Raw genomic sequence first — 24,764 nt, 5'->3', positions numbered from 1 at the left:
TTTCATCTTTTGAACGCAAAAGCCGCAGGGATGGCGCATAGCATGCAAAACAATTGGACGTTTTGCGCCTTTTGCGAAGGCTCCGCGCCCTTTGCGTTCAAAGGCCGGCGGTCCACTTCAGACACGCATCAAAAGCGGTGCCAGCGCTGATCTGGCCAGCGCAATAAGCTATTAATTTAGAAGCAAACTGTGCTTACCACGCGTGCGCCGCGTCGTCCGGAAAGCGGCCTTCCTTGACGGCGCGTACGTAGGCCTCGATGGCGGCCTTGACGCTGCCATGGCCGTCCATGAAGTTGCGCACGAATTTGGGCATCTTGCCCAGGTTGATGCCCAGCATGTCGTGCATCACCAGCACCTGCCCCGCGGTGCCCTTGCCGGCGCCGATGCCAATAGTGGCGCAGCGCGGCAGCTCGGCCGTCAAGGCGGTGGCCAGCGCGGCGGGCACCATCTCCAGCACCAGCATGGCGGCGCCGGCGTCCTGCAGTTCCAGCGCGTGGCGGCGCAGGGTTTGCGCCGCGGCGTCATCGCGCCCCTGCACGCGGTAGCCGCCCAGGGCGTGCACGGTCTGCGGCGTCAGGCCCAGGTGCGCGCACACGGGGATGCCGCGCTCGACCAGGAAGCGCACCGTGGGCGCCGTCCAGCCGCCGCCTTCCAGCTTGACCATGTGCGCGCCGGCCTGCATCAGCACGGTGGCCGAGCGCAGCGCCTGCTCGGGCGATTCGTGGTAGCTGCCGAAGGGCAGGTCGGCAATCAGCCAGGCCGTGCCCTGCACGCGGTGCAGCCCGCGCGACACGCTCTCGGTGTGATAGCGCATGGCCTCCAGCGACACGCCCACGGTGGACGGCAGCCCCTGGCACACCATGCCCAGCGAATCGCCCACCAGCAGGCATTCGACGCCCGCCGCGTCGGCCACGGCGGCAAAGGTGGCGTCGTACGCCGTCAGCATGGTGATCTTCTCGCCCGCGGCATGCAGCTGCGCCAGACGCGGCAGGCTGACCGGCTTGCGCTGCGCCAGCGGGGAGGCGGGCGGCAGGGTGCCGTAGGGTGAGGCGGGGGCGGGCGCTGACGTCGTGTTCATGAGAAGCCTTCAAAAAACAGCCGGACGCGAAGGACGCGAAGATTTCGCAAAGGACGCAAAAGATGCAAAAGATGCAAAAAACTTTAGGCTGTTTTTCGCGTCCTTTGCGAATCCTTGGCGTCCTTCGCGTCCGGTATTCGGAGGTTTACGCGGTCGATCAATCCGACGGTGTAAATGCCAGCCGCACGTAGATCGGCGCGTACGCCTCGGCCTGCGTGATCTCGACCAGGTTTTCCTTGGCCAGCTCCAGCAGCGCGATCAGCGTGACCACCAGCACCGGTACGCCGCGCGCGGGGTCGAACAGGTCTTCGAACGGCGCGAAGCGGCGGCCCTGCAGCTTGCGCAGCACGATGGACATGTGCTCGCGCACGCTGAGTTCTTCGCGGCTGATCTTGTGGTGCTGCACCAGCTTGGCGCGTTTGAGGATGTCGGCCCACGCAGACTGCAGGTCGGCCAGCTCCACGTCCGGAAAGCGCGGCTTCAGCGCCTGCTCGACATACACCTGCGCCTTCAAGAAATCGCGGCCGAACTGCGGCACTTCGGCCAGGCGGCTGGCGGCCAGCTTCATCTGCTCGTATTCGAGCAGGCGGCGCACCAGCTCGGCGCGCGGGTCCTCGGGCTCCTGGCCTTCGGCTGTCTTGCGGGGCGGCAGCAGCATGCGCGACTTGATCTCGATCAGCATCGCCGCCATCAGCAGGTATTCGGCCGCCAGCTCCAGGTTGCGGCTGCGGATCTCGTCGACATAGCTCAGGTACTGGCGCGTCACCGCCGCCATCGGGATGTCGAGGATGTTGAAGTTCTGCTTGCGGATCAGGTACAGCAGCAGGTCCAGCGGGCCTTCGAAGGCCTCCAGAAAGACCTCCAGCGCGTCGGGCGGGATGTACAGGTCGGTCGGCAGCTGGAACAGCGGCTCGCCGTACAGGCGCGCCACGGCCACGTGGTCGACCACCTCGGGCAGGGGCGCCTGGGCAGGCGCGTCCAGCAGCGGCTCGGAATCGACGGCCGACATGTTTGCTGCGTTTACGATAGCGCGATGCGCAGGCTGGTCAAGCGACCAGAGGGGTTTTTGCCCACAAGGCGCGGCTTACAGCGTGGGGCTGGTCTGGTAGACGTAGGCGTTCTGCCTGACGTCGCCGGCGCGAAACTCGGCCTGCAGGTCGCGGTCGATGTGCTTGTCCCACAGCAGGGCGCGGCCCTGGCGCTGCTGCACGTCAAGCTGCGGCTTGGCCTGCTTGAGGTCGTCGATGAAGCGCGTGGCGTCGGAACGGTAATGCGGGCGCTGGAAGATGCGTGCGAGGGACATACACTGTGCCTTGTTATGTGGGAACCGTCCGACGGCGCCGCTGGGGGCTGCCGCGTTACGGGCGTTCCGATCCATTTTACCGGGGCACGACACCATGAAGAACATCACGCGCCGCATCTGCTGGGGGCTGGCCGCCCTGCTGGGGGCATTGGGCATCGCCGCCTGCGATCCGCAGGCCATCAAGGAGCTGGAGGAGGGCGTCTCGACCGAGGCCGACGTGGTGCAGCGCTTCGGCCAGCCCGAGCGCGTCTGGCCCGAGGCCGGCGGCGCCAAGACCTACGAATACAACCGCCAGCCCGAGGGCATGCGCAACTACATGATCACCATCGGCCCCGACGGCCGCATGAGCGCGCTGCGCCAGGTGCTGACACCCGACAACTTCCGCCGCGTGCAGCCCGGCATGGGCGTGGAAGACGTGCGCCGCATGCTGGGCAAGCCCGCCAGGCAGGTGCCTTACGCGCTCAAGAACGAGGTGGTGTGGACGTGGAAATTCCTCGAGCCGCCCAGCGAGAAGAAGGCCTTCAACGTCATCTTCAGCCCGGACTACCGCGTGATCCGCAGCGAAGTCGGCCCCGACCCGGACGGGCCGGACATGCGCGGCGGCGGTTGATGCCGCACTGGCTGCATGAGGGATCCGAAAGTCATGGCTTGAACGGCGCCCACTGACCCCGTCATTCCCGCGAAGGCGGGAATCCAGGGCGCGTCTGCCGATGCCGCCGCCGGTGGGGGCATGGATTCCCGCCTTCGCGGGAATGACGGAGTTCGATCAAGTTGCTTGCTTGCGGCGAAAGTATAAAAACGCAACCAGCGCTTGCCTGGCCAGCGTCTGAAGCTATCAAAACAGAAGCAAGACGCGGCCCGCCAGCCGCGCCGCGTCAGGCGCCCGAATAGCCCATGTGGGCCGCGTCGGGCAGGCCTTCGGGCGCGCCGGCCACGGCGGTGGCAATGGCGGCGGCCACGTCGGCCTGCACGTCGTCGGCCGAGCGTTCCTGCAGCAGGGCCTTGAGGCCCGTGCGGCGGGCGATGTCCGCGGGCTGGTTCATCAGGCCCGACACGATCAGTCGCACACCCTGCTTGCGACAGGTGTGCACCAGGTTTTCGAGCGACTCGCCGCCGGTCGAATCGATGTAGATCACGTTCTTCAGGTCCAGCACCAGGGTGCGCGGCGGCAGGTGGTCCTCGATCTGCTCGACCAGCTTGGTGGCGCCGAAGAACAGCGCGCCGTACAGCCGCCAGGCCTGGATGTCGTCGCGCCCGGCCAGGTCGGGGTGGTCGGTGGCCGTGAGCCGCTCGGACCGCGACAGGCTGGAGATGCGGTAGATGAAGGTAACGCAGGCCGCGAAGATGCCGAACTCAACCGCCACGGTCAGGTCGAAGATCACCGTCAGCAAAAACACCGCCACCAGCGTGATGCGGTAGGGCATGCGGTAGGTGGGCAGGCGGGCAAATTCGCGCCATTCGCCCATGTTCCAGGCCACGAACATCAGGATGGCGGCCAGCGTGGCCAGCGGGATCGAGCCGGCCAGCGGCGCCGCCACCAGGATCACCGCCAGCAGCGCCAGCGCGTGCACCATGCCCGCCACGGGGCTGGTGGCGCCGCTCTTGACATTGGTCACGGTGCGGGCGATGGTGCCGGTGGCCGGCATGCCGCCGAAAAAGGGCGTGACGAAATTGGCCACGCCTTGCGCCATCAGCTCCTGGTTGGGGTCGTGGCGGTCGCCGATCATGCCGTCGGCCACGCGGGCGCACAGCAGCGATTCGATGGCGCCCAGCAGCGCCAGCGTGATGGTCGGCATCAGCAGGAAGCGCGCCGATTCCCAGCTGAAGCTGGGCAACTCGAACGCCGGCAGCGCGGCCGGAATGCCGCCGAACTTGCTGCCGATGGTTTCCACCGGCAGCTTGAACACGCCCACCACCAGCGTGGCCAGGACCAGCGCCACGATGGAGCCGGGCACCGAGCTGAGCTTGCCCGAGAACTGCACCTTGGGCCCCAGCGACGGCAGCCAGCGCTGCCAGGCGATCACGATGGCCAGCGAGCCCAGCGCCACGCCGACCGCCCAGGGGTTGACGGTGTGCAGGTGGCTCCACAGCGCGCCCAGGATGCCGAAGAAATCGCCCGGCATCTTGGGTACGTGCAGTCCCAAAAAGTCCTTGATCTGCGACAGCGCCACCAGCACCGCGATGCCGTTGGTGAAGCCGATGATCACCGCCACCGGGATGAAGCGCACCAGCGTGCCCAGTCGGAACACGCCCATCAAGAACAGCAGCACGCCCGACAGCGCGGTGGCGATGATCAGATTGCCGACGCCGTAGCGCTCGACGATGCCGTAGACGATGACGATGAACGCGCCCGCCGGCCCGCCGATCTGCACCCGGCTGCCACCCAGCGCCGAGATGATGAAGCCCGCGATGATGGCGGTGAACAGCCCCGCCTCGGGCTTGAGCCCGGACGCAATGGCAAACGCCATCGCCAGCGGCAGCGCCACCACCGCCACCGTGATGCCGGCGCCGAAGTCGCGCGCGAAGCGTGCGCGGTCGTAACCCTGCAGCGAATCCAGCAGGCGCGGGCGGAAGTGGAGCATGGACAGCAGGGCCATGGCGCGGCCTGTCAGCGCACCCGCATCCCCGGCTGCGCACCGGGCGACGGCTCCAGCACGAAGATGCCGGGGTGGGCCTTTTCGTCGCCGTGGCTGGCGGCCAGCACCATGCCTTCGCTGACGCCGAACTTCATCTTTCGCGGCGCCAGGTTGGCCACCATCACGGTGTGCTTGCCCTTCAGGTCTTCGGGCCGGTAGGCGCTGGCGATGCCGGAAAACACGTTGCGCAGCTTCGGCTGGCCGTCGTCGCCGGTTTCGCCCACGTCCAGCGTCAGGCGCAGCAGCTTGGTCGATCCTTCCACCGGCTGGCAGTCGACGATCCTGGCGATGCGCAGGTCGGTCTTGACGAAGTCGTCGATGGTGATGACCGGCGCCAGCGCTTCGCCGCCGGGCACGGCGACGGCCACCGATGCTTCTGATTCGATAGCTGCCAGCGCTTGTGGGGCGGGCGCTGGCGGCTCAAAAAGCGCGTCAAGTTGCTTGACGTCGACGCGCTGCATCAGGTGCGTGTACTCGCCGATCTGCGCGCCGGGACCCAGGGGCGTCTTCACGTCGCCGAAATCTTCGGGCGGCACCATCAGGAACAAGGCCACGTCGGCCGCCAGCTTGGGCAGGATGGGCTTGAGGTAGATGGTGAGAATGCGGAACGCCTCGATGCAGGTGCTGCACACGTCCTGCAGGCGGTCGTCCTGGCCGACCTGCTTGGCGATTTCCCACGGCTTGTTGGCGTCCACATAGGCGTTGACCTTGTCGCACAGCGCCATCACCTCGCGCACCACCTTGCCGGTTTCGCGCTGTTCGTACAGCTCCGTGATGGTGGGCAGCGCGGCGCGCAAGGCGTCCAGCAGCGCCACGCCGTCGGCGCTGATGACGCCCAGGCGGCCATCAAAGCGCTTGCTGATGAAGCCTGCAGCGCGGCTGGCGATGTTGATGAACTTGCCCACCAGGTCGGCGTTGACGCGCGCCATGAAGTCGTCGGCGTTGAAGTCGATGTCTTCGTTGCGGCCCGACAGCTTGGCGGCGATGTAGTAGCGCAGCCATTCGGGGTTCATGGCCAGCGACAGGTATTTCAGCGGGTCCAGGCCGGTGCCGCGGCTCTTGCTCATCTTCTCGCCGTTGTTCACGGTGAGGAAGCCGTGCACGAACACCTTGTCGGGCACCTTGCGGCCGCTGAATTTCAGCATCGCGGGCCAGAACAGCGTGTGGAAGGTGATGATGTCCTTGCCGATGAAGTGAACCTGCTCCAGATCGGGCCGCGCCATGTAGGCGTCGTAGCTTTCGCCACGCTTTTCCAGCAGGTTCTTCAGGCTGGCCAGGTAGCCGATGGGCGCGTCGAGCCACACATAGAAATACTTGCCCGGCGCGTCGGGAATCTCGATGCCGAAGTAGGGCGCGTCGCGGCTGATGTCCCAGTCGCCCATCTTGGGCTGGCCGTCTTCGCCGGGGGCGATCCATTCGGTGATCTTGTTCAGCACCTCGGGCTGCACGGCGCCGCTGGTCGTCCATTGCTTCAGAAAATCGATGCAGCGCGGGTCGGACAGCTTGAAGAAGAAGTGCTCGCTGGTTTTCAGCTCCGGTTTGGCGCCGGACAGCGCCGAATACGGCTCGATCAGCTCGGTGGGCGCATACACGGCACCGCACACCTCGCAGTTGTCGCCGTACTGGTCCTTGGCGTGGCAGTTGGGGCATTCGCCTTTGATGAAGCGATCGGGCAGGAACATGCCCTTGGCCGGGTCGAAGAACTGCTCGATGACGCGCGACTCGATCAGGCCATTGGCCTTCAAGTCCTTGTAGATGGCCTGCGCCAGCGCGGTGTTCTCGGGGCTGTGCGTGCTGTGCCAGTTGTCGTGGCTGATCAGGAAGCCGTCCAGGTACGGCTTGCGTCCGGCGGCGATGTCGGCCACGAAAGCTTCGGGCGTCTTGCCGGCCTTTTCGGCCGCGATCATGATCGGCGCGCCGTGCGCGTCGTCGGCCCCCACGAAGTTGACCGCGTGCCCCTGCATGCGCTGGAACCGCACCCAGATGTCGGCCTGGATGTATTCCATGATGTGGCCGATGTGGAAGGTGCCGTTGGCGTAGGGCAGGGCGGTGGTGACGAAGATCTGGCGGGGGGCGGTCATACGGGCGGCTCTCGGCAAGGAACCTGTCATTTTAGGCAGCGCGCCGACACCGCGGCCACGCCGGGCGGCGCGAACGGCACGATTCATCGGCGTGGCATGAGGTCTTGGCCGCTGCGCGGCGGCGGGGCACTGCCGCGCGACTAGACTAGCGTCTTCACCGGAAGAGAACACATGAGCATTCAGGAACAGGACGTACTGCAAGCCGTCGCGGCCGTGATCGACCCGAACACCGGCAAGGACTTCGTCAGCACCCGCCAGTTGAAGAACCTGCAGGTGAGCGGCGGCGATGTCGCGTTCGACGTCGAACTGGGTTACCCCGCCAAGAGCCAGATCCCGGCGCTGCGGCAGGCGCTGATCGCCGCGGTGCGCGGGCTGCCGGGTGTGAGCAACGTGTCGGTCAACGTGACGACGAAAGTGATCGCTCACGCAGTGCAGCGCGGCGTGCAACTGATGCCGCAGGTCAAGAACATCATTGCCGTGGCCTCGGGCAAGGGCGGCGTGGGCAAGAGCACCACCGCCGTCAACCTGGCGCTGGCGCTGGCCGCCGAAGGCGCCAGCGTGGGTCTGCTGGACGCCGACATCTACGGCCCCAGCATGCCCATGATGCTGGGCGTCAGCGGCCGGCCCGAAAGCCTGGACGGCCAGACCATGGAGCCGATGGAAAACTACGGCGTGCAGGTCAGCTCCATCGGCTTTCTGGTGGACGCCGACGAAGCCATGATCTGGCGCGGCCCCATGGCCAGCCAGGCGCTGGACCAGCTGCTGCGCCAGACCAACTGGAAGGACCTGGACTACCTGGTGGTCGACATGCCGCCGGGCACGGGCGACATCCAGCTGTCGCTGTCGCAGCGCGTGCCGCTGACCGGCGCCGTCATCGTCACCACGCCGCAGGACATCGCCCTGGCCGACGCGCGCAAGGGCGTGGCCATGTTCGAGAAGGTGGGCGTGCCGATCCTCGGCCTGGTGGAGAACATGGCGGTGCATGTGTGCTCGAACTGCGGCCACGTCGAGCACATCTTCGGCGCCGAGGGCGGCAAGCGCTACGCTGCTGAAAAAGGCATCGACTACCTGGGCGCGCTGCCCCTTGCGATGTCGATCCGCGAGCAGGCCGATTCGGGCCGCCCCACGGTGGTGAGCGACCCGGACGGCGAGGTGGCGTCGATCTACAAGACCATCGCCCGCCAGGTGGCCATCCGCATCGCCGCCAAGGCCAAGGACTTCTCGTCGAAGTTCCCGTCGATCAAGATTTCGCAGGACACCTGAGCGGGGCCCCGCCGCTCGGCAGTGCTATATTAACGATAGCTGAAGGCGCTGATCAGGCGGGCGGTCGCGCCGGATTTTCTCCCTGATCGCCGCCTGCCTGCGCGCCGCCGCGCTCAGTCGCCCGAGCAGCGGCTTCGTACCCCGATGGAGGTAGGTTTCATACTTTCGTCTATGGCCTGAACGGCGCGGCCGCACTACGCTGTTGTCCACAGCGGTGCGGGACGCGCGCCTGTCGGGCAGGCCGCCGTCCCTCGGATCGCCGCGGGGGAGACAACCATGGACGATGGCTGGAACGGCGTGCTGCTGCCACTGCGACTCTGGGCGTCGACGGTACCGTGGTGGGCGCTGGTGTTGCCCTTGCTGGTCGCGCTGCTGCTGGGCCTGGTGCTGCGGCGCCGCTGGCAGCGCACGCCCGACGACTATGACGCGAGCGCCGACCGCTTTGCGCCCACGTCCACGATCCCTGACGAGCACCGCGCGCTGCTGCACTATCTGCAGCAGGCGTTTCCCCATGAGGCGGTGCTGTACCAGCCTGCGCTGTCGCGCTTCCTGATGGTGCGCAGGTGCCGTGACCGGCGCCTTGCCGGGGCCAAGCTGGCGCGGCTGCGCGTCGACTTTCTGGTGTGCGCAGAAGACGGCCAGCCGTGGATCGCCTTTGACGTCGACCAGCGCCTGCGCGACGGCATCGCCGAAGCAAACCGGCTGGCGGACGAAAAGCGCGCCATGCTGCAGTCGGCTGGCATCCGGCTGATCCGGCTCAGGGGTTCGCTGCACTATGCGCAGCCCCCGGCCGAGATGCGGGCGCGCTGGGAGGCTGCGGCCGCGGCGCCGCTGGCCGGAGCCCCGCGCGACGCTGCGCCGCCCACCGAGTGGGCGAAAACCCGGTTTCAGGACTTGACCGGCGCAGACATCGGGCCGTCGCGCCAACGCCTGGCCGTGGCGGCCGAAGACGCCCGACGGCGGGCAGGCGGCCCAGCCGCTGCCCGCAGCGACACCTGGGCCGATGTGCTGAAGCGCGCCTGAGCGCACGGCTGGCGCGGCCGCGCCTTAGGAGTCTGCGCGGCAGAAGATGCGTTGGCTGCAACGCGCGAGAACACGATCCATCGCGGCGCTACCTCCGGCGCCCATAGCCCGGCTATGGGCTTGTCGGTATCACTACGCTGTCCTCGTTTTTCGCGCGTTTCGCTTCGACGCCTTCTACCGCGCAGACTCCTAGCCCAATTCGCGCAGCTTGAAACGCTGGATCTTGCCGGTCGCCGTCTTGGGCAGATCGTCCACGAACTCGATGAAGCGGGGGTACTTGTAGGGCGCCAGGCGGTCCTTGACGAAGGCCTTCAGGTCTTCCTCGGTGGTGGCGGCGCCGGGCTTGAGGATCACGAACGCCTTGGTCTTGGTCAGGCCATCGGCGTCTTCCTTGCCAATGACGGCGGCCTCCAGCACCGCCGGGTGCTGCACCAGCGTGGCCTCGACCTCAAACGGCGAAACATAGATGCCGCTGACCTTCAGCATGTCGTCGCTGCGGCCGCCGTAGGTATAGCTGCCGTCTTCGTTGCGCACGTACTTGTCGCCGGACTTGGTCCAGCCGCCCTGGAAGGTTTCGCGTGTCTTGGTGCGGTTGCCCCAGTACATCATGGCGGCGCTGGGGCCCTGGATGTAAAGGTCGCCCGGCTCGCCGTCCGGCACGGGGCCGCCGTCGTCGCCGCGCAACTCGATGGTGTAGCCCGGCACCGGCCAGCCGGTGGTGCCGTAGCGCACCTTGCCGGGCAGGTTGGACAGAAAGATGTGCAGCATCTCGGTGGAGCCGATGCCATCGACGATGTCGGTGCCGAAATGCGCCTTGAAGCGCTCGCCCAACTCGGCCGGAAGCGCCTCGCCCGCCGATGACACCAGTCGCATGGCCACGTCGCCCCGCGCGGGCAGCGCCGGGTGGGCCAGCATGCCGGCAAAGCCGGTGGGCGCGCCGTAGAACACGGTGGGCTTCAAGCCGCCGACCTGGCCGGTCCAGCGCTTGAAGGTGGCCTCGGGCGTGGGCCGCTCGCCCATCAGCAGCGTGGTGGCACCCACGCTCATGGGGAAGGTCAAGCCGTTGCCCAGGCCATAGGCGAAGAACAGCTTGGCGGCTGAAAAGCACACGTCGCTTTCGGTCAGGCCCAGCACGCGCTTGGCGTACAGCTCGCAGGTCCAGTAGGGGTTGGCGTGCGAATGCACCGTGCCCTTGGGGCGGCCGGTAGAGCCGCTGGAATACAGCCAGAAGGCCGGGTCATCGGCGCCCGTGGACGCGGGCTTGTCGGCCGGGGCGTGGGCGGCCAGGAAGGCCTCGAATTCCACCTCGGACGGATGCAGCGGCGCCAGCGGGCGCGAGACGATCACCTTTTGCACTTCATGATCGCTCTTGACCATCGCCGCCGTCAGCGTGGGCAGCAGCGCGCCCGACACCAGCACGGCCTGCGCCCGCGAATGCTCCAGCATGTAGGCGTAGTCGTCGGCCGTGAGCAGCGTGTTGACGGCCACCGGCACCAGGCCGGCGTACAGGCTGCCCAGAAAGGCCACGGGCCAGTCGGTGCTGTCGTGCATCAGCACCAGCACGCGCTCTTCGCGGCGCAGGTACAGGCTTTTGAGCGCCGACGCCAGGCGGCGCGTGCGCTCGGCCAGCTGGCCGTAGCTGACGGCGCCTTGTTCGTCGATGAAGGCGGGTTTGTCGGGGCGGCCGGCGTTCTGCGCCAGCAGGTGTTCGGCGATGTTGAAGCGCTCGGGCGGCGGGGCGACTTCAGGGGTCATGGCGTGTCTCCGGGTTTGTTGACGGTGAAAACAACCGGACGCGAAGGACGCGAAAGTGACGCGAAGAACGCAAAAGAAAAACAGAAAAATCTTTTGAATTCTTTCGCGTCCTTCGCGAATCCTTTGCGTCCTTCGCGTCCGGCTGTTGAACGGCTAGTCGTTCGTCCACGGCATTGATCTTTTGCCGGCCGCGTGGTGAAATGAATTATTGTGCGTGTATCGTAAGATGCATTAAAGTGCATGTCAAGACAGTTTCACCATGAGCACTGAACTTCAAGAACGACCGCTGGCAGACCCCGCACCGGCGGAGCCGCCGCGCCACCCTTTCCTTGTCGCGCTGGGCGAGCGTGTGCGCAACCTGCGCGCGCGCCGCGGCATGACGCGCAAGGCCGTGGCGCAGGTGGCGGATGTATCGGAGCGGCACCTGGCCAACCTCGAATACGGCACCGGCAACGCCTCCATCCTGGTGCTGTTGCAGGTGGCGCAGGCGCTGCATTGCGAATTGAGCGAACTGCTGGGCGATGTGACGACCTCGTCACCCGAGTGGCTGATGATCCGCGAGTTGCTGGAGCATCGCAACGAGGCCGATCTGCGCCGCGCGCGCCAACACCTGAGCGAGTTGTTCCACGCCCCCGGCACGGCCGACCGCGCCCGCACCACGCGCATCGCGCTGATCGGCCTGCGCGGCGCGGGCAAGTCGTCGCTGGGGCAGCGGCTGGCTCAGGACCTGGGCTACGCCTTCATCGAGCTGAGCCGCGAAATCGAGCAGTTCGCCGGCTGTAGCATCAACGAAATCCACAACCTGTACGGCACCAACGCCTACCGCCGCTACGAGCGTCGCGCGCTGGAAGAAGCCATCCAGATCTACCCCGAAGTGGTGATCGCCACGCCGGGCGGCCTGGTGGCCGATGCGGCCAACTTCAACCTGCTGCTGCAGCATTGCTACACCATCTGGCTGCAGGCCGACCCGGCCGACCACATGGGCCGCGTGGCGGCGCAGGGCGACATGCGGCCCATGGCCGCCAGCCCTGAGGCCATGGAAGATCTCAAGCGCATCCTGGCCGGCCGCTCGGCCTTCTACGCCAAGGCCGACCTGCGCTTCAATACCAGCGATTACGGCGGCGAGGACGCAGCCTTTCAGGCGCTGCGCCTGGACGTGCGCAGCGTGATTGGTGTCAAAACGTAACGTGCAAAATAATGCATTGACAGGTTCGGAGGATGTGCATTATTATTCATGTCATCCCGACCCGATGAGACAACCCACCCCCCGAGGAGACGCCATGACCGCCCCCCCAAGTTGAATACCGCACCGATCCCAGCCAGTACCGCCACATCAAGCTCAGCTTTGACGGCGACACCGCGCAACTGGCCATCGACATCGACGAAAACGCCGGCCTGCGCCCCGGCTACAAGCTCAAGCTGAACAGCTACGACCTGGGCGTGGACATTGAGCTGCACGACGCGCTGCAGCGCATCCGCTTCGAGCACCCCGAGGTCAAGACGGTGGTCGTCACCAGCGCCAAGGACAAGGTGTTCTGCTCCGGCGCCAACATCTTCATGCTGGGCGTGTCCAGCCATGGCTGGAAGGTGAACTTCTGCAAGTTCACCAACGAAACGCGCAACGGCATCGAGGATTCATCCAAGCACAGCGGCCTGAAATTCATCGCCGCTGTCAACGGCGCCTGCGCCGGCGGCGGCTACGAGCTGGCCCTGGCCTGCGACGAGATCATCCTGGTCGATGACCGCAACAGCAGCGTCAGCCTGCCCGAAGTGCCGCTGCTGGGCGTGCTGCCCGGCACCGGCGGCCTGACGCGCGTGACCGACAAGCGCCACGTGCGGCATGACCTGGCCGACATCTTCTGCACCAGCGTGGAAGGCGTGCGCGGCCAGCGCGCTGTCGATTGGCGGCTGGTGGATGCGATTGCCAAGCCGCAGGTGTTCAACGACACGGTGGCCAAGCGCGCCACCGAACTGGCAGCCGGCAGCCACCGTGGCAGCGGCAAGGGCGTGACGCTGACGCCGGTCGAGCGCCAGATCGACGGCGACACCATTAACTATAAAAATGTGAGCATCGAGATCAACCGTGGCAAGCGCAACGCCACGATCGTGGTCAAGGCGCCGCAGGGCGATCAGCCGAAAGACATCGCCGGCATCGAAGCCGCCGGCGTCAACTGGTGGCCGCTGGCCATGGCGCGCGACCTGGACGACGCCATCCTGCACCTGCGCACCAACGAACTGGACATCGGCACCTGGATTCTCAAGACCGAAGGCGACGCCGCCGCCGTGCTGGCCGCCGATTCGACGATGGAAGCGCACCGCGACCATTGGTTCGTGAACGAAACCATCGGCATGCTGCGCCGCACCTTTGCGCGCCTCGACGTGTCCTCGCGCAGCCTGTTCGCGCTGGTCGAGCCGGGCTCTTGCTTTGCCGGCACGCTGGCCGAACTGGTGTTCTGCGCCGACCGCGCCTACATGCTGGACGACGACAACGCCGCCAGCATCACGCTCGACGCCTTCAACTTTGGCCTGCTGCCCATGGTCAACGGCCAGTCGCGTCTGGCACGCCGCTTCTACGAAGAAAGCGCGCCCATGGAAGCCGTGCGCGCCGCCGCCGGCAAGGCACTGGGCCCCAAGGAAGCCGAAAAGCTGGGTCTGATCACCTCTGCCCCCGACGATATCGACTGGTCCGACGAAGTGCGCCTGGCCCTGGAAGAGCGCGCCGCCATGTCGCCCGATGCGCTGACAGGCCTGGAAGCCAACCTGCGTTTCGCGCAGAACGAAAACATGTTCACCCGCATCTTCGGCCGCCTGACGGCGTGGCAGAACTGGATCTTCCAGCGCCCCAACGCCGTGGGCGACAAGGGCGCGCTGAAGGTGTACGGCAAGGGCGACAAGGCGCAGTTCGACATGAATCGCGTTTGACAGTCATTTTTTGAACGCAAGGGTCGCAAAGATTTCGCAAAAGTCGCCAAAGAAGCCATTGCTTTTTTGAGTGACTTTTCTGCGCCTTTTGCGTCACCTTCGCGCCTTTTGCGTTCAAAGGTTTTTCTTCCGGTTTAAATAAGGAGACCACCATGTCCAGCATCGACTACAGCGAAAAAATCCCCAACAACGTCAACCTGTCCGAGGACCGCACGCTGCAGCGCGCGCTCGAGCAGTGGCAGCCCAACTACCTGCAGTGGTGGCAGGACATGGGCCCGGACGGCAGCCACAACTTCGACGTCTACCTGCGCACCGCCATCAGCGTCGATCCGCAGGGCTGGGCGCAGTTCGGCCACGTCAAGATGCCCGACTACCGCTGGGGCATCTTCCTGAACCCGGCCGAGCAAGACCGCAAGATCCACTTTGGCGACCACCTGGGCGAAGACGCCTGGCAGGACGTGCCCGGCGAGCACCGCGCCAACCTGCGCCGCATCATCGTCACGCAAGGCGACACCGAGCCGGCCAGCGTCGAGCAGCAGCGCCACCTGGGCCTGACCTGCCCGAGCCAGTACGACCTGCGCAACCTGTTCCAGGTCAACGTGGAAGAAGGCCGCCACCTGTGGGCCATGGTCTACCTGCTGCACAAGTACTTTGGCCGCGACGGCCGCGAAGAGGGCGAGGCGCTGCTGGAGCGCCGCAGCGGCAACGCCGACAACCCGCGCATCCTGCAGGCCTTCAACGAGAAGACGCCGGATTGGCTGAGCTTCTTCATGTTCACCTACTTCACCGACCGCGACGGCAAATTCCAGCTGTGCGCGCTGGCCGAGTCGAGCTTCGACCCGCTGGCCCGCACCACCAAGTTCATGTTGACCGAAGAAGCGCACCACATGTTCGTCGGCGAATCGGGCGTGGGCCGCGTGATCCAGCGCACCGTGGACATGATGAACCAACTCAAGACCGACGACCCCGCCAAGCTGCGCGCGGCCGGCGTGATCGATCTGCCGACCATCCAGCGCTACCTGAACTTCCACTTCAGTGTCACCATCGACCTGTTCGGCGCCGACGAATCGAGCAACGCCGCCACCTTCTACAGCACGGGCCTGAAGGGCCGCTTTGAAGAAGGCAAGCGCCAGGACGACCACAAGCTGAAGGGGCAGGTCTATCACGTGCTGAACGTGGTCGACGGCAAGCTGGTCGAAAAGGAAGTGCCGATGCTCAACGCGCTGAACGAAGTGCTGCGCGACGACTACATCAAGGACAGCATTGGCGGCGTTGAGCGCTGGAACCGCATCATCGACAAGGCCGGCATCCCGTTCCGCCTGAAGGTGCCGCACAAGGCCTTCCACCGCAACATCGGTGCGCTGGCCGGCGTCAAGGTCAGCCCCGAGGGCCAGGTGGTGAACGAGCAGGAGTGGAAGGCCAAGGTGGGCGAGTGGCTGCCCACGGCCGAAGACCGCGCCTACGTCGCCAGCCTGATGGGCCGCGTGGTCGAGCCCGGCAAGTTCGCCAACTGGATCGCGCCGCCGGTGATGGGCATCAACCGTCAGCCGGTGGATTTCGAATACGTCCGCTTCAACTGATCGGATAGCCGCCGCGCATGGCCTGGCTGGTCACCAAATACCTCATCACGGCCTTTGTGGTGGTGCTGGTGACCGAGCTGGCCAAGCGCAGCGACAAGCTGGGCGGCCTGGTGGCTGCGCTGCCGCTGGTGACGGTGCTGACGCTGATCTGGCTGTACGTCGAAGGCCAGCCGCAGCAGAAGATCGCCAACCACGCGTGGTATACGTTCTGGTATGTCATCCCCACGCTGCCAATGTTCCTGGTCTTCCCCGTCGTGCTGCCACGCTGGGGCTTTGTCGGCGCGCTGGCCGCCAGCGTGGCGATGACCATGGCGACGTTCGGCCTGTTTGCCTGGGTGTTGAAGCGCTATGGCATCGATCTTCTTTGAAACCTCTTCACGGGATTTGTCATGACCGTCCTGGAGCAACCCGCCATCCTCAAGCAGCACCTGATCGACGCCGCCATCTGCATTCGCTGCGGCGCGTGCGAGGCGGCCTGCCCGGTCAAGGCCATTTCGCACGATTCGAACAACTACGTGGTCGATGCCGCCATCTGCGACATGCAGATGTCGTGCCTGCCGGTGTGCCCCACCGGCGCCATCGACAGCTGGCGCATGGTGGCGCGCGCCAAGCCGTACACGCTGGAAGAGCAGTTCAGCTGGTACGAACTGCCCGAGGAACTGACCGCCGCGCAGCTGGCCGACGCTGGCGTCGATGAAAGCGCGCTGGCAGGCGATGGCGCACGGGCGGATGAAACCTTGGCGCAGGCCGAGGCCAGTGCGCAGTCGGCCGCTTTCGACCCCACGCAGCCCGGCACCGGCGCCGCGCCCGTGAGCCTGAACGCCACCACGCCCCCGTGGTCAGCCGCGCACGCCTACACCAACCTGTACGGCGCGCGGGCGGCGGAAAAATCCATCACCGCCACCGTGACCGGCAGCGTGCGCGTGACGGAAGTGGGCACCGAATACGACACGCACCACATCATCCTGGACTTTGGCGCCATGCCCTTCCCGGTGCTGGAAGGGCAGTCCATCGGCATCATTCCGCCCGGTGTCGACGCCAAGGGCAAGCCGCACCACGCGCGCCAGTATTCCATCGCCAGCCCGCGCAACGGCGAGCGGCCGGGCTACAACAATGTGAGCCTGACGATCAAGCGCGTGCTGGAAGACCACCAGGGCAACCCGGTGCGCGGCGTGGCCAGCAACTACATGTGCGACCTGAAGGTGGGCGACAGGGTAGAGGTCATTGGCCCGTTCGGCAGCACCTTCCTGATGCCGAACCACCCCAGGTCGAACATCATCATGATCTGCACCGGCACCGGCTCGGCACCCATGCGCGCCATGACGGAATGGCGTCGGCGCCTGCGCAAGTCGGGCAAGTTCGAGGGCGGCAAGCTGATGCTGTTCTTTGGCGCCCGCACCAAGGAAGAACTGCCGTACTTCGGCCCGCTGCAAAGCCTGCCCAAGGACTTCATCGACATTCACTTCGGCTTCAGCCGCACGCCCAACCAGCCCAAGAAATACGTGCAGGACCTGCTGCGCGAACGCGCCGCCGACGTCGCGCCGCTGCTGCAGGACCCGAACACCTTCATCTATGTCTGCGGCCTGAAGAGCATGGAAGAGGGCGTGTTGCTGGCGCTGCGCGACGTGGCGCAGGGCGCAGGCCAGAACTGGGACGAGATCGGCGCACGCCTCAAGCGCGAAGGCCGGCTGCACCTGGAAACCTATTGAGCCAGGCGGCGCGCGGGACTGCGGCGGGGTGCTCACCGGTCAACCACGCCGCTTGCGCTGGCCGGTATTGCGCAACAAGCTATTGAATCAGGAGCGTAAGCGCCTGTTTGCCAGGGCGCTGCGAGGCCCGATGGCCGCCATCTGCAGAGGATTTTTTGCTTCCTCTGCGAATCCTTTGCGTCGTCTGCGTCTGCGTCTGCGTATGGCTGTTGGCTGTTCTGGCGTTCAAAGCGTCGCGCGGTTCACGCGAACCTACTTGGTCAGTATCAGCTTGCCCTGCCGCGTCTGCTGCAGGCGATAGACCGCGCCGTTATGGCTGATTTCCAGCAACTGGCGGCCGCGCATCAGCTCGTTGCTCGGCACCGGAGCGGGTACTGCGTCAGCCGGGGTGCCGTTCGCCGCGGCTGGCGAAGCGGTCGTCATGGGATGCGTACGGACGTCGGTGCGCATGGCCTGATCAATTCGCGCGCGGCGGCTCGGTGACGAAGCCAATCTTCTTCAACCCCGCCTGCTGCGCCGCCGCCATGGCTTGCGCCACGCGCTCATAGCGCACGTCGCGGTCGCCGCGGATATGCAGGTCGGGCTGCGGCGTCTTGGCGGCTTCGGCCTGCAGGCGCGCGCCCAACTGTGCGTCGGCAATCCGTTCTTCGCCCACCCAGTAGCTGCCGTCGGCCTGCACTGTGAGGCGCAGCGTCTGCGGCTGCACGACTTCCTTCTCGTTGGCTGCGCGCGGCAATTCCACGTTGACTGCGTGCTTCATCACCGGCACGGTGATGATGAAGATGATCAGCAGCACCAGCATCACGTCGATGAACGGGACCATGTTGATCTCGCTCATCACCTCGTCGTGCTCTTCGGCGATGAATCCGGCCATGCTCAACCCCGTTTCAGTGACACCACGTTGCCGTCGCTGGCGGTGGTGACGCGCGCGCCGGTCACGTGGTAGGCGTGCAGGTCGTGCGCAAAGCGGCCCAGCATGGCCAGAATGTGCTTGTTGCCGCGCACCAGCGCGTTGTAGCCCAACACCGCCGGAATCGCCACCGCCAGGCCCAGCGCTGTCATGATCAGCGCTTCGCCGATCGGCCCCGCCACCTGGTCGATGCTGGCCTGGCCCGCAGCGCCGATCTTCATCAGCGCGTGATAAATGCCCCACACGGTGCCGAACAGCCCGACGAAGGGCGCGGTGGAGCCGACCGAGGCCAGAATCGCCAGGCCCGCCTGCAGCTCGCCTGTGGTGCTATCAATACTGTTGCGGAGCGCGCGCGAGATCCAGTCGCTGGCGTCCAGGCTGTCGTGCAGTTGCGCCTTGGTGGCGCGGTGATGCGCGGCGGCCTCGCGGCCTTCGATGGCCAGCTGGCGGAACGGGTTGGCGTCGTCGTCGCCGAGCTTGGCCAAGCCTTCGGCCATGTCCGACGAATGCCAGAAGCCTTCGACGCGCGCGGCCTGGCGCTTGGCGCGCACCACGTCCAGCGCCTTGATGGCGATGACGATCCACGAGGCCAGCGACATCAGGACCAGGGCCGTGAAGACGCCGCGCGTGATCCAGTCGCCTTGCGACCACACGTGCCAAAGGCCGAATGAGGGGTTCATGAGGAGGGACTTTCGAAAGGGTTGTCAGGGGACGGCAGGCGGCGGCGCAGCGGTTCAGGCGCTATCGCTCAATCCAGCACGAAGTTGATCGGCACGTTGAACCACATCGCCTCGGGCACGCCGTCGCGCGTGCCGGGCACGTAGCGCCAGCGGTCGCGGGCGGTTTCCAGCGCCACCTGGTCGAGCCGGTCGAAGCCACTGGACCGCTGCACGCGGGCGTCTTGCGCGCGGCCGTCGGGGCCGATCAGCACGCGCACGATGACGCGGCCGCTCTCGCCCAGGCGCTTGCTGATGGCCGGGTAGTCGGGGCGCGGGTTGTTCAGGTAGGCCGCCTCCGTGGACGGTCGCACCACCACGGGCTGCGCCGGCGGCGCGGGCGGTGCAGCGGGGGCGGGCGGTGCGGCGGGCGGGGCTGCAGGCGCGGCGACCGGGGCCGGTGCGGGGGCGGCCGCAGGCTCGGCTGCGGCCGGCGCTGGCGCCAGTGCCGGCGTGGTCGCGCGAGGGGTCGCGACGGGTGCGGGCGACGGCTGTACCGCCGCGCGAGGCGCAGGCGGCGGGGGCCCCAGGCGGGGCTTGGGCGGCGGCGCGGGCACGCCGGGCGTTGGTGGCGCAGGCCGCGGCGCGGGGCTGGGCGGTGGCGCAGCAGGGGCAGGCGCCGGAGCAGGGGGCGGCGTGATCAGCTCGGCCATGATCTGCGCCGGCACCACCACCGGAGGCGGCGGGCGCACCAGCCCCCGTTGCAGCGCCCACAGGGCCACGCCGTGCAGCAGCACGACGCTGCCGACGATGGCGGCGTTGCGGCCCAGGTTCGACACAGGTGCGGGGAGTAAAAGCGAAGTCGCCGACATGATACGAGCGCGCCGCGGCGCGCTGGGGGCAAGGCAGGTGAGCGTCAGCGTGCGGGTTCGCGCGGGGCGGTGCCGCTAAAGACCCACAGCAGCCCGCCCAGCACCAGCGCGAGGCTGCCCAGCGAGGCCCAGGCGGCGGCCACTGCGTCCATGGTCAGACGCGGGCGCCTTGCGGCCCGTCGCTGGTGGTGGCGTTGTGCAGCGCCGCCACGGGGTGGCTCGACGCGCACTGCGCCACCAGTTCGCGCGCGCAGCCTTCGCAGCGTCCGCAGCAGGTGGCCACACCCAGTTCGAGCTGGATGTCGTCAAAGCCCATGCCGGCGCGGGCGTGGCGGACGATGTCGCGGTCAGAGACGCGTTGGCAGACGCAGACGATCATGGGGGGCGGGGCCTTTGCAGCACAGCGGATGAAGGATGCGAATGTTAAATGAGATTGATTCTCATTGTCAATCCCAATCATGGTGATAGGGCTTCTTTGCGTTGTCGGCTGACAGCGTGGGGTCCAGCAGCGCCGGCCCCGCATCGCCCAGCGTTCTGCAGCCGGTCAATGCCATGGCCATTTCCAGTTCGTCGCGCAGCAGGCGGATCGTGCGGGCCACCGCCAACGGGCCGCCCGCCGCCAGCGCATGCACGACCGGCCGGCCGATCATGACCGCCTGCGCGCCCAGCGCGATGGCCTTCAGCACATCGGTGCCGCGCCGGATGCCACCGTCGACGATCAGCGGCATCTCGCGGCCCACGGCGTCGCGCACCAGCGGCAGGGCCTGCGCCGTGGGCGGGGCCGTGTCCAGCGCGCGCCCGCCGTGGTTGCTGACGATCAGGCCCGCCACCTGCAGCGCCTGCGCCTGGCGCGCGTCCAGCGGGTGCAGGACGCCTTTCAGCCACACCGGCAGCCGCGTTTGCGCCTGAAGCCAGGCCAAGTCGCTCCACGTGGGCGCGTGCGCGGGCAGGCCGGCGCAGTAGGTGTCGGGCGCGGTGGGGGCGTGCGGCGCGTGCGGCAGATGCACCGCCCGCACCCCCGGCGGCAGCGCGAAGCCGGCGCGCAGCTCGCGGTCGCGCAGCCCTTGCACCGGCGCGTCGACGGTGAGCACGATGGCCTCGAAGCCCGCTGCTTCGGCGCGTTGCACTAACGCCCGGTTGAAGCCGCGATCCGCCTGCCAGTACAGCTGAAACCACAGCGGCCCGCGCCCCGGGTCGGCCAGCACGCTTTCGGCGATGCGCTCCATCGGCACGTTCGACTGGGTGGCCAGCACAAAGCCCGCGCCTTGGGCGGCAGCGGCCAGCGCGCTGGCCCATTCGCCATCCGGGTGCGCCAGCTGCTGGTGCGCCACCGGCGCCAACAGAATCGGGTGCGGCAGCGCGTGACAGCCCAGTTGCGTGCGCGTGTGCCCGCCCGCCAGCGGCCGCAACACCCGCGGCCACAGCCGCAGCGCCTGCCACGCAGCAGCGTTGTCGCGCAGCGTGATCTCGTCCGCCGCGCCGCCACTGAAATAGGCCCACGTGGCCGGGTCGAGCGCGCCTTCGGCCGTCAAAGCCAGATCGTTCAAGGTGAGCCATGCAGGCATATTGCTTTTATTTTGATAGCTGATCAAGCAGACTGGACGGGCGCCGCTGTCACCCATGACCAACCGCCGCGGAGCAGGCCGCGCGGGAACGCCGCGGCCGGACCTGCGCCGGTCGCCAGCGTTGTCCCCCTTTGGGGGAAGGCGCGCAGCGCCACAGGGGGAATCAAGTCCTTGCCCACATCCGCAACAGGTTGTGATAGACGCCCGTCAGCCGCGTCGCCTCGGCGCTTTCGCCCTCGCGCTGGCGCAAGGCCAGCAGTGCCATGTCCATCTCGAACAGCAGGCGGCGCTGTTCTTCAGAGCGCACCATGCTCTCGATCCACAGGAAGCTGGCGATGCGCACGCCGCGCGTCACCGGCAGCACCTCGTGCACGCTGGTGCCGGGGTACAGCACGGCATCGCCCGCCGGCAGCTTGACGCGCTGCGGACCGAAGGTGTCGTGGATCACCAACTCGCCGCCCTCGTATTCGTCCGGCGCGTTCAGGAACACCGTGCACGACAGGTCGGTGCGCACCCACTCGTCGCTGGCGCGCGAATGCAGCACGGCGCCGTCGACATGCGCGCCGTAATGGTTGGCGTCGCCGCCATAGCGGTTGAACAGCGGGTTGAAGATCTTGCGCGGCAGCGCGGCTGAAAACAGCAGCGCGTCGCGTTGGAGCGCGCCCAGCACCAGTGCGCGCAGCGTGGCGGCGCTGGCGCTGTCCTGCGCCATTTGCTGGTTGTGCTTGACCTGCACCGCCTGCGCGCCTGCGCTGCGGCGGCCGTCGGTCCACGGCGCGTCGGCGGCCAGCAGAAGCCCGCGCGCCTGCGCCAGTTCGCTTTTGTTGAGCAGGTTTTTCAGGTGCAGCAGCATGGTGCGGTCAAAACATGTGCTTCAGCGTGAGTTGCACGCGCCGCGGCTGCCCCGGCCCGTAGAAGCCGCGGTACAGCGTGTCGGCGTACAGCTTGTCCGTCAGGTTGCTGACGTTGAACTTGAGCGTGGTCAGCTCCGTGAACGCATACTCGGCCATGACGTCGACCGTGACGAAGCCGGACGCCTTCACGGCGCGGTTGCCGTCGGGGCTCTGGCTGCCGCGGTAGTTGGCGCCCAGGCCCAGACGCAGCTTCGGGTTGACGCGGTACGTGGTCCACAGGCTGCCGCTGTGGCGCGGCGTCAGGCCCGGGCGGTCGCCCTGCACCTGCGCGCCGCCGCCGCCCGCGGCCAGCACCTGGTTGCTCTGGTCGATGCGCGCGCTGGGGATCCAGGTGTGGTTCCAGAACACTTCCCACGCCGGCGTGATGCGGCCGGCGGCGTTGAATTCCATGCCCGCCGCATGGCGTTTGCCCGACAGCAGGTATTGCGTGGCGGCGCTGTCGGGGTCCTGGTTGCGCTCGTTGTACTTTTCTGAATAGAACAGCGCTGCGCCCAGCGACAGGCGCTGCTCGTACAGCTCCCACTTGCCGCCGATTTCCAGGTTGCGGCTCTTTTCGGCTGGCGTATTGGCCAGGGCGCTATTGGGGCTGGGGGGCGTGAACTGGTAGGCATCGCCCGAGGTGTTGTACGACGTGCCATAGGATACGTAGTACGACTGCGTCGCGCTCGGCTGGTACAGCAGCCCCAGGCGCGGGCTCCAGAGCGATTCGCTCTTGTCGAAGCGGTAGCCCGGCGTCACCACGCCGTTGGCCGCCGTGCTGACCGCGGTGTCGTACCGGGCCTTGAAATGGTCCAGCCGCACGCCGGCCACCAGCTTCAGCGTGTCGGTGACGGCCATGGCGTCCTGCACGTACAGCCCCAGGTTGCGTGCGTTAAAAGTGTTGTAGACCGGATCGCCGCGCGTGTCGGCGCGCCAGTCGCCGTTGTGGGGCGTCCCGACGCTGGTGTTCAGGCCGCTGGCCGCGCCGGCGAAGTTGTTGTTGCGGCGCGCGTCGTCGTAGTAGAAGTCGACGCCAGCGATCAGCTTGTGCTCGCGCCCGCCCCAGCGGAACGTGTTGCTGTAATCGCTCTGCAGTTGCGTCAGCGCACTGTGGCCGATACGGCCCTTGGGCGTGCGGACAATGACCGTGTCCGGTCCCCAGTTGTCGAGCGTGGTGGCCGCGCCGTGCGTGGTGCCAAAGCGCAGCGCGCTGGCCCACAGGTCGCGCTCGTAGCGGCCGTGGCGCAGCTGCGTCTTGAGCTGGCCGCCGTCGTCAAAGCGGTGCGTGTGGCCCAGCGTGAGGTAGGTGGACGCGCTGTTCTGCTTGTCGCTGTCCAGCCCATAGAAGTTGCGCGCCGGCAGCGTCGGCACGATGCGGCCGTCGCGGATGAACCAGGGGTGGTTGAAGTTGCTGCGGCCGTCCACGTCAAGGTGGTAGAGGCCGACCGAGAACTCGTTGCGCGTGCCGGTGCCCCAGCGCAACGTGGGTGCGATGCCCAGCTTGCGCTGGTGCGCGCCCCAGTTATCGGCGTCGTGCGCCAGCACGTTCAGGCGGAATGCGGCGTCCTGCCCGGTCTGCCAGTTGAAGTCGCCGTGCACGCGTTTTTCGTTGCCGTTGCCTAGGGTCAAGGCGGCTTCATGCTGCGTCATCAGAAAGGGCTGCTTGCTGACCTGATTGACCACGCCGCCGGTGGAGCCCTTGCCGAACAGCATCGACGCCGAGCCCTTGATGACCTCGACGCGGTCGTCGTTGAAGGTGTCGCGCTCGATCAGCGGCGCGTCGCGCAGGCCGTCGCGGTAAATGTCGCCCGCCGTGCCCAGCGAAAAGCCGCGCAGGCGCACGTCTTCCTCGCCCGTTTCGCCGGCCTGGAAGGTGACGCCGGCGGTGGTGCGCAGCACTTCGCGGAAGTCGTCCAGGTTGCGGTCCTGCATCAGCTTCTCGGTCATCACCGTCACGCTTTGCGGGATGTCGCGCAGCGCCTGCTTGCCCTTGCCGATCTCGGTGCGGCTGGCGCGCAGTTGCGTCTTGCTGTTCGTCGAGCCGTCGCCCGTGCCCGCATCGCGCACGGTGACGGTGCCCAGCGTGCCGGCGACCTCGTCCGGCGGTTGCTGCGCCAGCGCCGGCGCGCCGAGCGATCCGGCCAGCAGCAGCGCGCCCAGCGGCAGCAGTGGTGGACTCGCCGGCCCGGAGAAAGCTATGAAATCAGGAGCTGCCTGCGCTTGTCCAGAAACGGCAGCGGGCCCATCAGGCTTGAAAACACGGTCGACCAACATGGTGAAGTCCAGCAAAGCATTGAAAAGCACTTTGGCTGGCTACCTGGGCGCGGGCAAGGGGTGGACGCTTGCGGCGCGCCGTTCGCTGGCGTGCAAGGGATGGGAGCGGATTCTATATGCAAATGAGAATGATTGTCATTAATCGAGGTGGCCGCACGCAGGCAACCCAGCATCCGGACGCGAAGGGCGCGAAGAAAACGCGAAGGACGCGAAAGAAATCAAAAAGGTATTTTTCGCGTCCTTC

General features: G+C 66.9%; 22 protein-coding genes. 8 read left to right on the top strand and 14 right to left on the bottom strand.

Features of this window, described 5'->3' with window-relative positions:
* Positions 1 to 193 precede the first annotated feature (193 nt).
* The 3 genes from panB to R0D99_RS13825 form a co-directional block, all read right to left on the bottom strand.
* Positions 194 to 1,078, bottom strand: a complete 885-nt coding sequence (gene panB / locus R0D99_RS13835; protein ID WP_317748743.1) for a 3-methyl-2-oxobutanoate hydroxymethyltransferase — start codon at positions 1,076 to 1,078, stop codon at positions 194 to 196.
* 157 nt (positions 1,079 to 1,235) lie between these two features.
* Positions 1,236 to 2,087, bottom strand: coding sequence for a ScpA family protein (locus R0D99_RS13830; RefSeq protein ID WP_317748742.1), 852 nt, complete (start codon positions 2,085 to 2,087; stop codon positions 1,236 to 1,238).
* Between the two features lie 75 nt (positions 2,088 to 2,162).
* Positions 2,163 to 2,381 carry a DUF3460 family protein gene (locus tag R0D99_RS13825; RefSeq protein WP_317748741.1) on the bottom strand — a complete coding sequence of 73 codons (219 nt, stop codon included), beginning with the start codon at positions 2,379 to 2,381 and terminating at the stop codon, positions 2,163 to 2,165.
* A gap of 94 nt (positions 2,382 to 2,475) precedes the next feature.
* On the opposite strand from R0D99_RS13825, the gene R0D99_RS13820 reads away from it, so the two are divergent.
* Positions 2,476 to 2,991 (top strand): outer membrane protein assembly factor BamE, encoded by a 516-nt coding sequence (locus tag R0D99_RS13820; RefSeq protein WP_317748740.1) that lies wholly within the window; start codon positions 2,476 to 2,478, stop codon positions 2,989 to 2,991.
* A 265-nt stretch (positions 2,992 to 3,256) separates the two neighbouring features.
* Here R0D99_RS13820 and R0D99_RS13815 read toward each other — a convergent pair whose 3' ends face one another.
* Both R0D99_RS13815 and metG read right to left on the bottom strand, forming a co-directional pair.
* Positions 3,257 to 4,978 (bottom strand): SulP family inorganic anion transporter, encoded by a 1,722-nt coding sequence (locus tag R0D99_RS13815; RefSeq protein WP_317748739.1) that lies wholly within the window; start codon positions 4,976 to 4,978, stop codon positions 3,257 to 3,259.
* Positions 4,979 to 4,989: 11 nt separating this feature from the next.
* The gene (metG, locus tag R0D99_RS13810) at positions 4,990 to 7,098 is read right to left on the bottom strand and encodes a methionine--tRNA ligase (RefSeq protein ID WP_317748738.1); all 2,109 of its coding nucleotides are present in this window, start codon (positions 7,096 to 7,098) and stop codon (positions 4,990 to 4,992) included.
* Positions 7,099 to 7,269: 171 nt separating this feature from the next.
* Here metG and apbC point away from each other — a divergent pair, with 171 nt between their 5' ends.
* Positions 7,270 to 8,361: an iron-sulfur cluster carrier protein ApbC gene (gene apbC, locus R0D99_RS13805; RefSeq protein ID WP_317748737.1), complete on the top strand. Its 1,092-nt coding sequence runs from the start codon at positions 7,270 to 7,272 to the stop codon at positions 8,359 to 8,361.
* A gap of 276 nt (positions 8,362 to 8,637) precedes the next feature.
* Positions 8,638 to 9,384: a DUF2726 domain-containing protein gene (locus tag R0D99_RS13800; RefSeq protein WP_317748736.1), complete on the top strand. Its 747-nt coding sequence runs from the start codon at positions 8,638 to 8,640 to the stop codon at positions 9,382 to 9,384.
* Positions 9,385 to 9,573: 189 nt separating this feature from the next.
* Here R0D99_RS13800 and R0D99_RS13795 read toward each other — a convergent pair whose 3' ends face one another.
* The gene (locus R0D99_RS13795; RefSeq protein WP_317748735.1) at positions 9,574 to 11,139 is read right to left on the bottom strand and encodes a benzoate-CoA ligase family protein; all 1,566 of its coding nucleotides are present in this window, start codon (positions 11,137 to 11,139) and stop codon (positions 9,574 to 9,576) included.
* Between the two features lie 259 nt (positions 11,140 to 11,398).
* Between R0D99_RS13795 and R0D99_RS13790 the strand changes: the two genes are divergently transcribed.
* The 5 genes from R0D99_RS13790 to boxA all read left to right on the top strand — a co-directional run bounded on the left by R0D99_RS13790 (position 11,399) and on the right by boxA (position 17,350).
* Positions 11,399 to 12,325: a helix-turn-helix transcriptional regulator gene (locus tag R0D99_RS13790; RefSeq protein ID WP_317748734.1), complete on the top strand. Its 927-nt coding sequence runs from the start codon at positions 11,399 to 11,401 to the stop codon at positions 12,323 to 12,325.
* Positions 12,326 to 12,471: 146 nt separating this feature from the next.
* Complete coding sequence (gene boxC / locus R0D99_RS13785) at positions 12,472 to 14,061, top strand: 2,3-epoxybenzoyl-CoA dihydrolase (protein WP_317751115.1); 1,590 nt, start codon at positions 12,472 to 12,474, stop codon at positions 14,059 to 14,061.
* A 152-nt stretch (positions 14,062 to 14,213) separates the two neighbouring features.
* Entirely contained in the window at positions 14,214 to 15,641 is a 1,428-nt protein-coding gene (boxB, locus tag R0D99_RS13780; protein WP_317748733.1) for a benzoyl-CoA 2,3-epoxidase subunit BoxB, read from the top strand.
* A gap of 17 nt (positions 15,642 to 15,658) precedes the next feature.
* Positions 15,659 to 16,009: a DUF3147 family protein gene (locus R0D99_RS13775; protein ID WP_317748732.1), complete on the top strand. Its 351-nt coding sequence runs from the start codon at positions 15,659 to 15,661 to the stop codon at positions 16,007 to 16,009.
* Positions 16,010 to 16,030: 21 nt separating this feature from the next.
* Positions 16,031 to 17,350, top strand: coding sequence for a benzoyl-CoA 2,3-epoxidase subunit BoxA (gene boxA / locus R0D99_RS13770; protein WP_317748731.1), 1,320 nt, complete (start codon positions 16,031 to 16,033; stop codon positions 17,348 to 17,350).
* Positions 17,351 to 17,602: 252 nt separating this feature from the next.
* Here boxA and hemP read toward each other — a convergent pair whose 3' ends face one another.
* The 8 genes from hemP to R0D99_RS13730 all read right to left on the bottom strand — a co-directional run bounded on the left by hemP (position 17,603) and on the right by R0D99_RS13730 (position 24,520).
* Complete coding sequence (gene hemP, locus R0D99_RS13765; RefSeq protein WP_317748730.1) at positions 17,603 to 17,800, bottom strand: hemin uptake protein HemP; 198 nt, start codon at positions 17,798 to 17,800, stop codon at positions 17,603 to 17,605.
* A 7-nt stretch (positions 17,801 to 17,807) separates the two neighbouring features.
* Entirely contained in the window at positions 17,808 to 18,224 is a 417-nt protein-coding gene (locus tag R0D99_RS13760; protein ID WP_317748729.1) for a biopolymer transporter ExbD, read from the bottom strand.
* A gap of 2 nt (positions 18,225 to 18,226) precedes the next feature.
* Complete coding sequence (locus tag R0D99_RS13755) at positions 18,227 to 18,940, bottom strand: MotA/TolQ/ExbB proton channel family protein (RefSeq protein WP_317748728.1); 714 nt, start codon at positions 18,938 to 18,940, stop codon at positions 18,227 to 18,229.
* Positions 18,941 to 19,008: 68 nt separating this feature from the next.
* A complete protein-coding gene (locus R0D99_RS13750; RefSeq protein ID WP_317748727.1) occupies positions 19,009 to 19,788 on the bottom strand; it encodes an energy transducer TonB in 780 nt (259 codons plus the stop codon).
* A 154-nt stretch (positions 19,789 to 19,942) separates the two neighbouring features.
* Complete coding sequence (locus R0D99_RS13745) at positions 19,943 to 20,167, bottom strand: (2Fe-2S)-binding protein (RefSeq protein ID WP_317748726.1); 225 nt, start codon at positions 20,165 to 20,167, stop codon at positions 19,943 to 19,945.
* Between the two features lie 67 nt (positions 20,168 to 20,234).
* The gene (locus tag R0D99_RS13740; protein WP_317748725.1) at positions 20,235 to 21,353 is read right to left on the bottom strand and encodes an alpha-hydroxy acid oxidase; all 1,119 of its coding nucleotides are present in this window, start codon (positions 21,351 to 21,353) and stop codon (positions 20,235 to 20,237) included.
* A 163-nt stretch (positions 21,354 to 21,516) separates the two neighbouring features.
* Positions 21,517 to 22,206, bottom strand: coding sequence for a Fe2+-dependent dioxygenase (locus tag R0D99_RS13735; RefSeq protein WP_317748724.1), 690 nt, complete (start codon positions 22,204 to 22,206; stop codon positions 21,517 to 21,519).
* A 7-nt stretch (positions 22,207 to 22,213) separates the two neighbouring features.
* Positions 22,214 to 24,520 carry a TonB-dependent siderophore receptor gene (locus R0D99_RS13730; protein WP_317748723.1) on the bottom strand — a complete coding sequence of 769 codons (2,307 nt, stop codon included), beginning with the start codon at positions 24,518 to 24,520 and terminating at the stop codon, positions 22,214 to 22,216.
* Between the last annotated feature and the right edge of the window lie 244 nt (positions 24,521 to 24,764).

Origin of the sequence: Ottowia sp. SB7-C50 (assembly GCF_033110285.1) — a bacterium.
Lineage (GTDB): Bacteria > Pseudomonadota > Gammaproteobacteria > Burkholderiales > Burkholderiaceae_C > Ottowia.
This window is presented reverse-complemented; position numbering and strand designations above follow the sequence as displayed.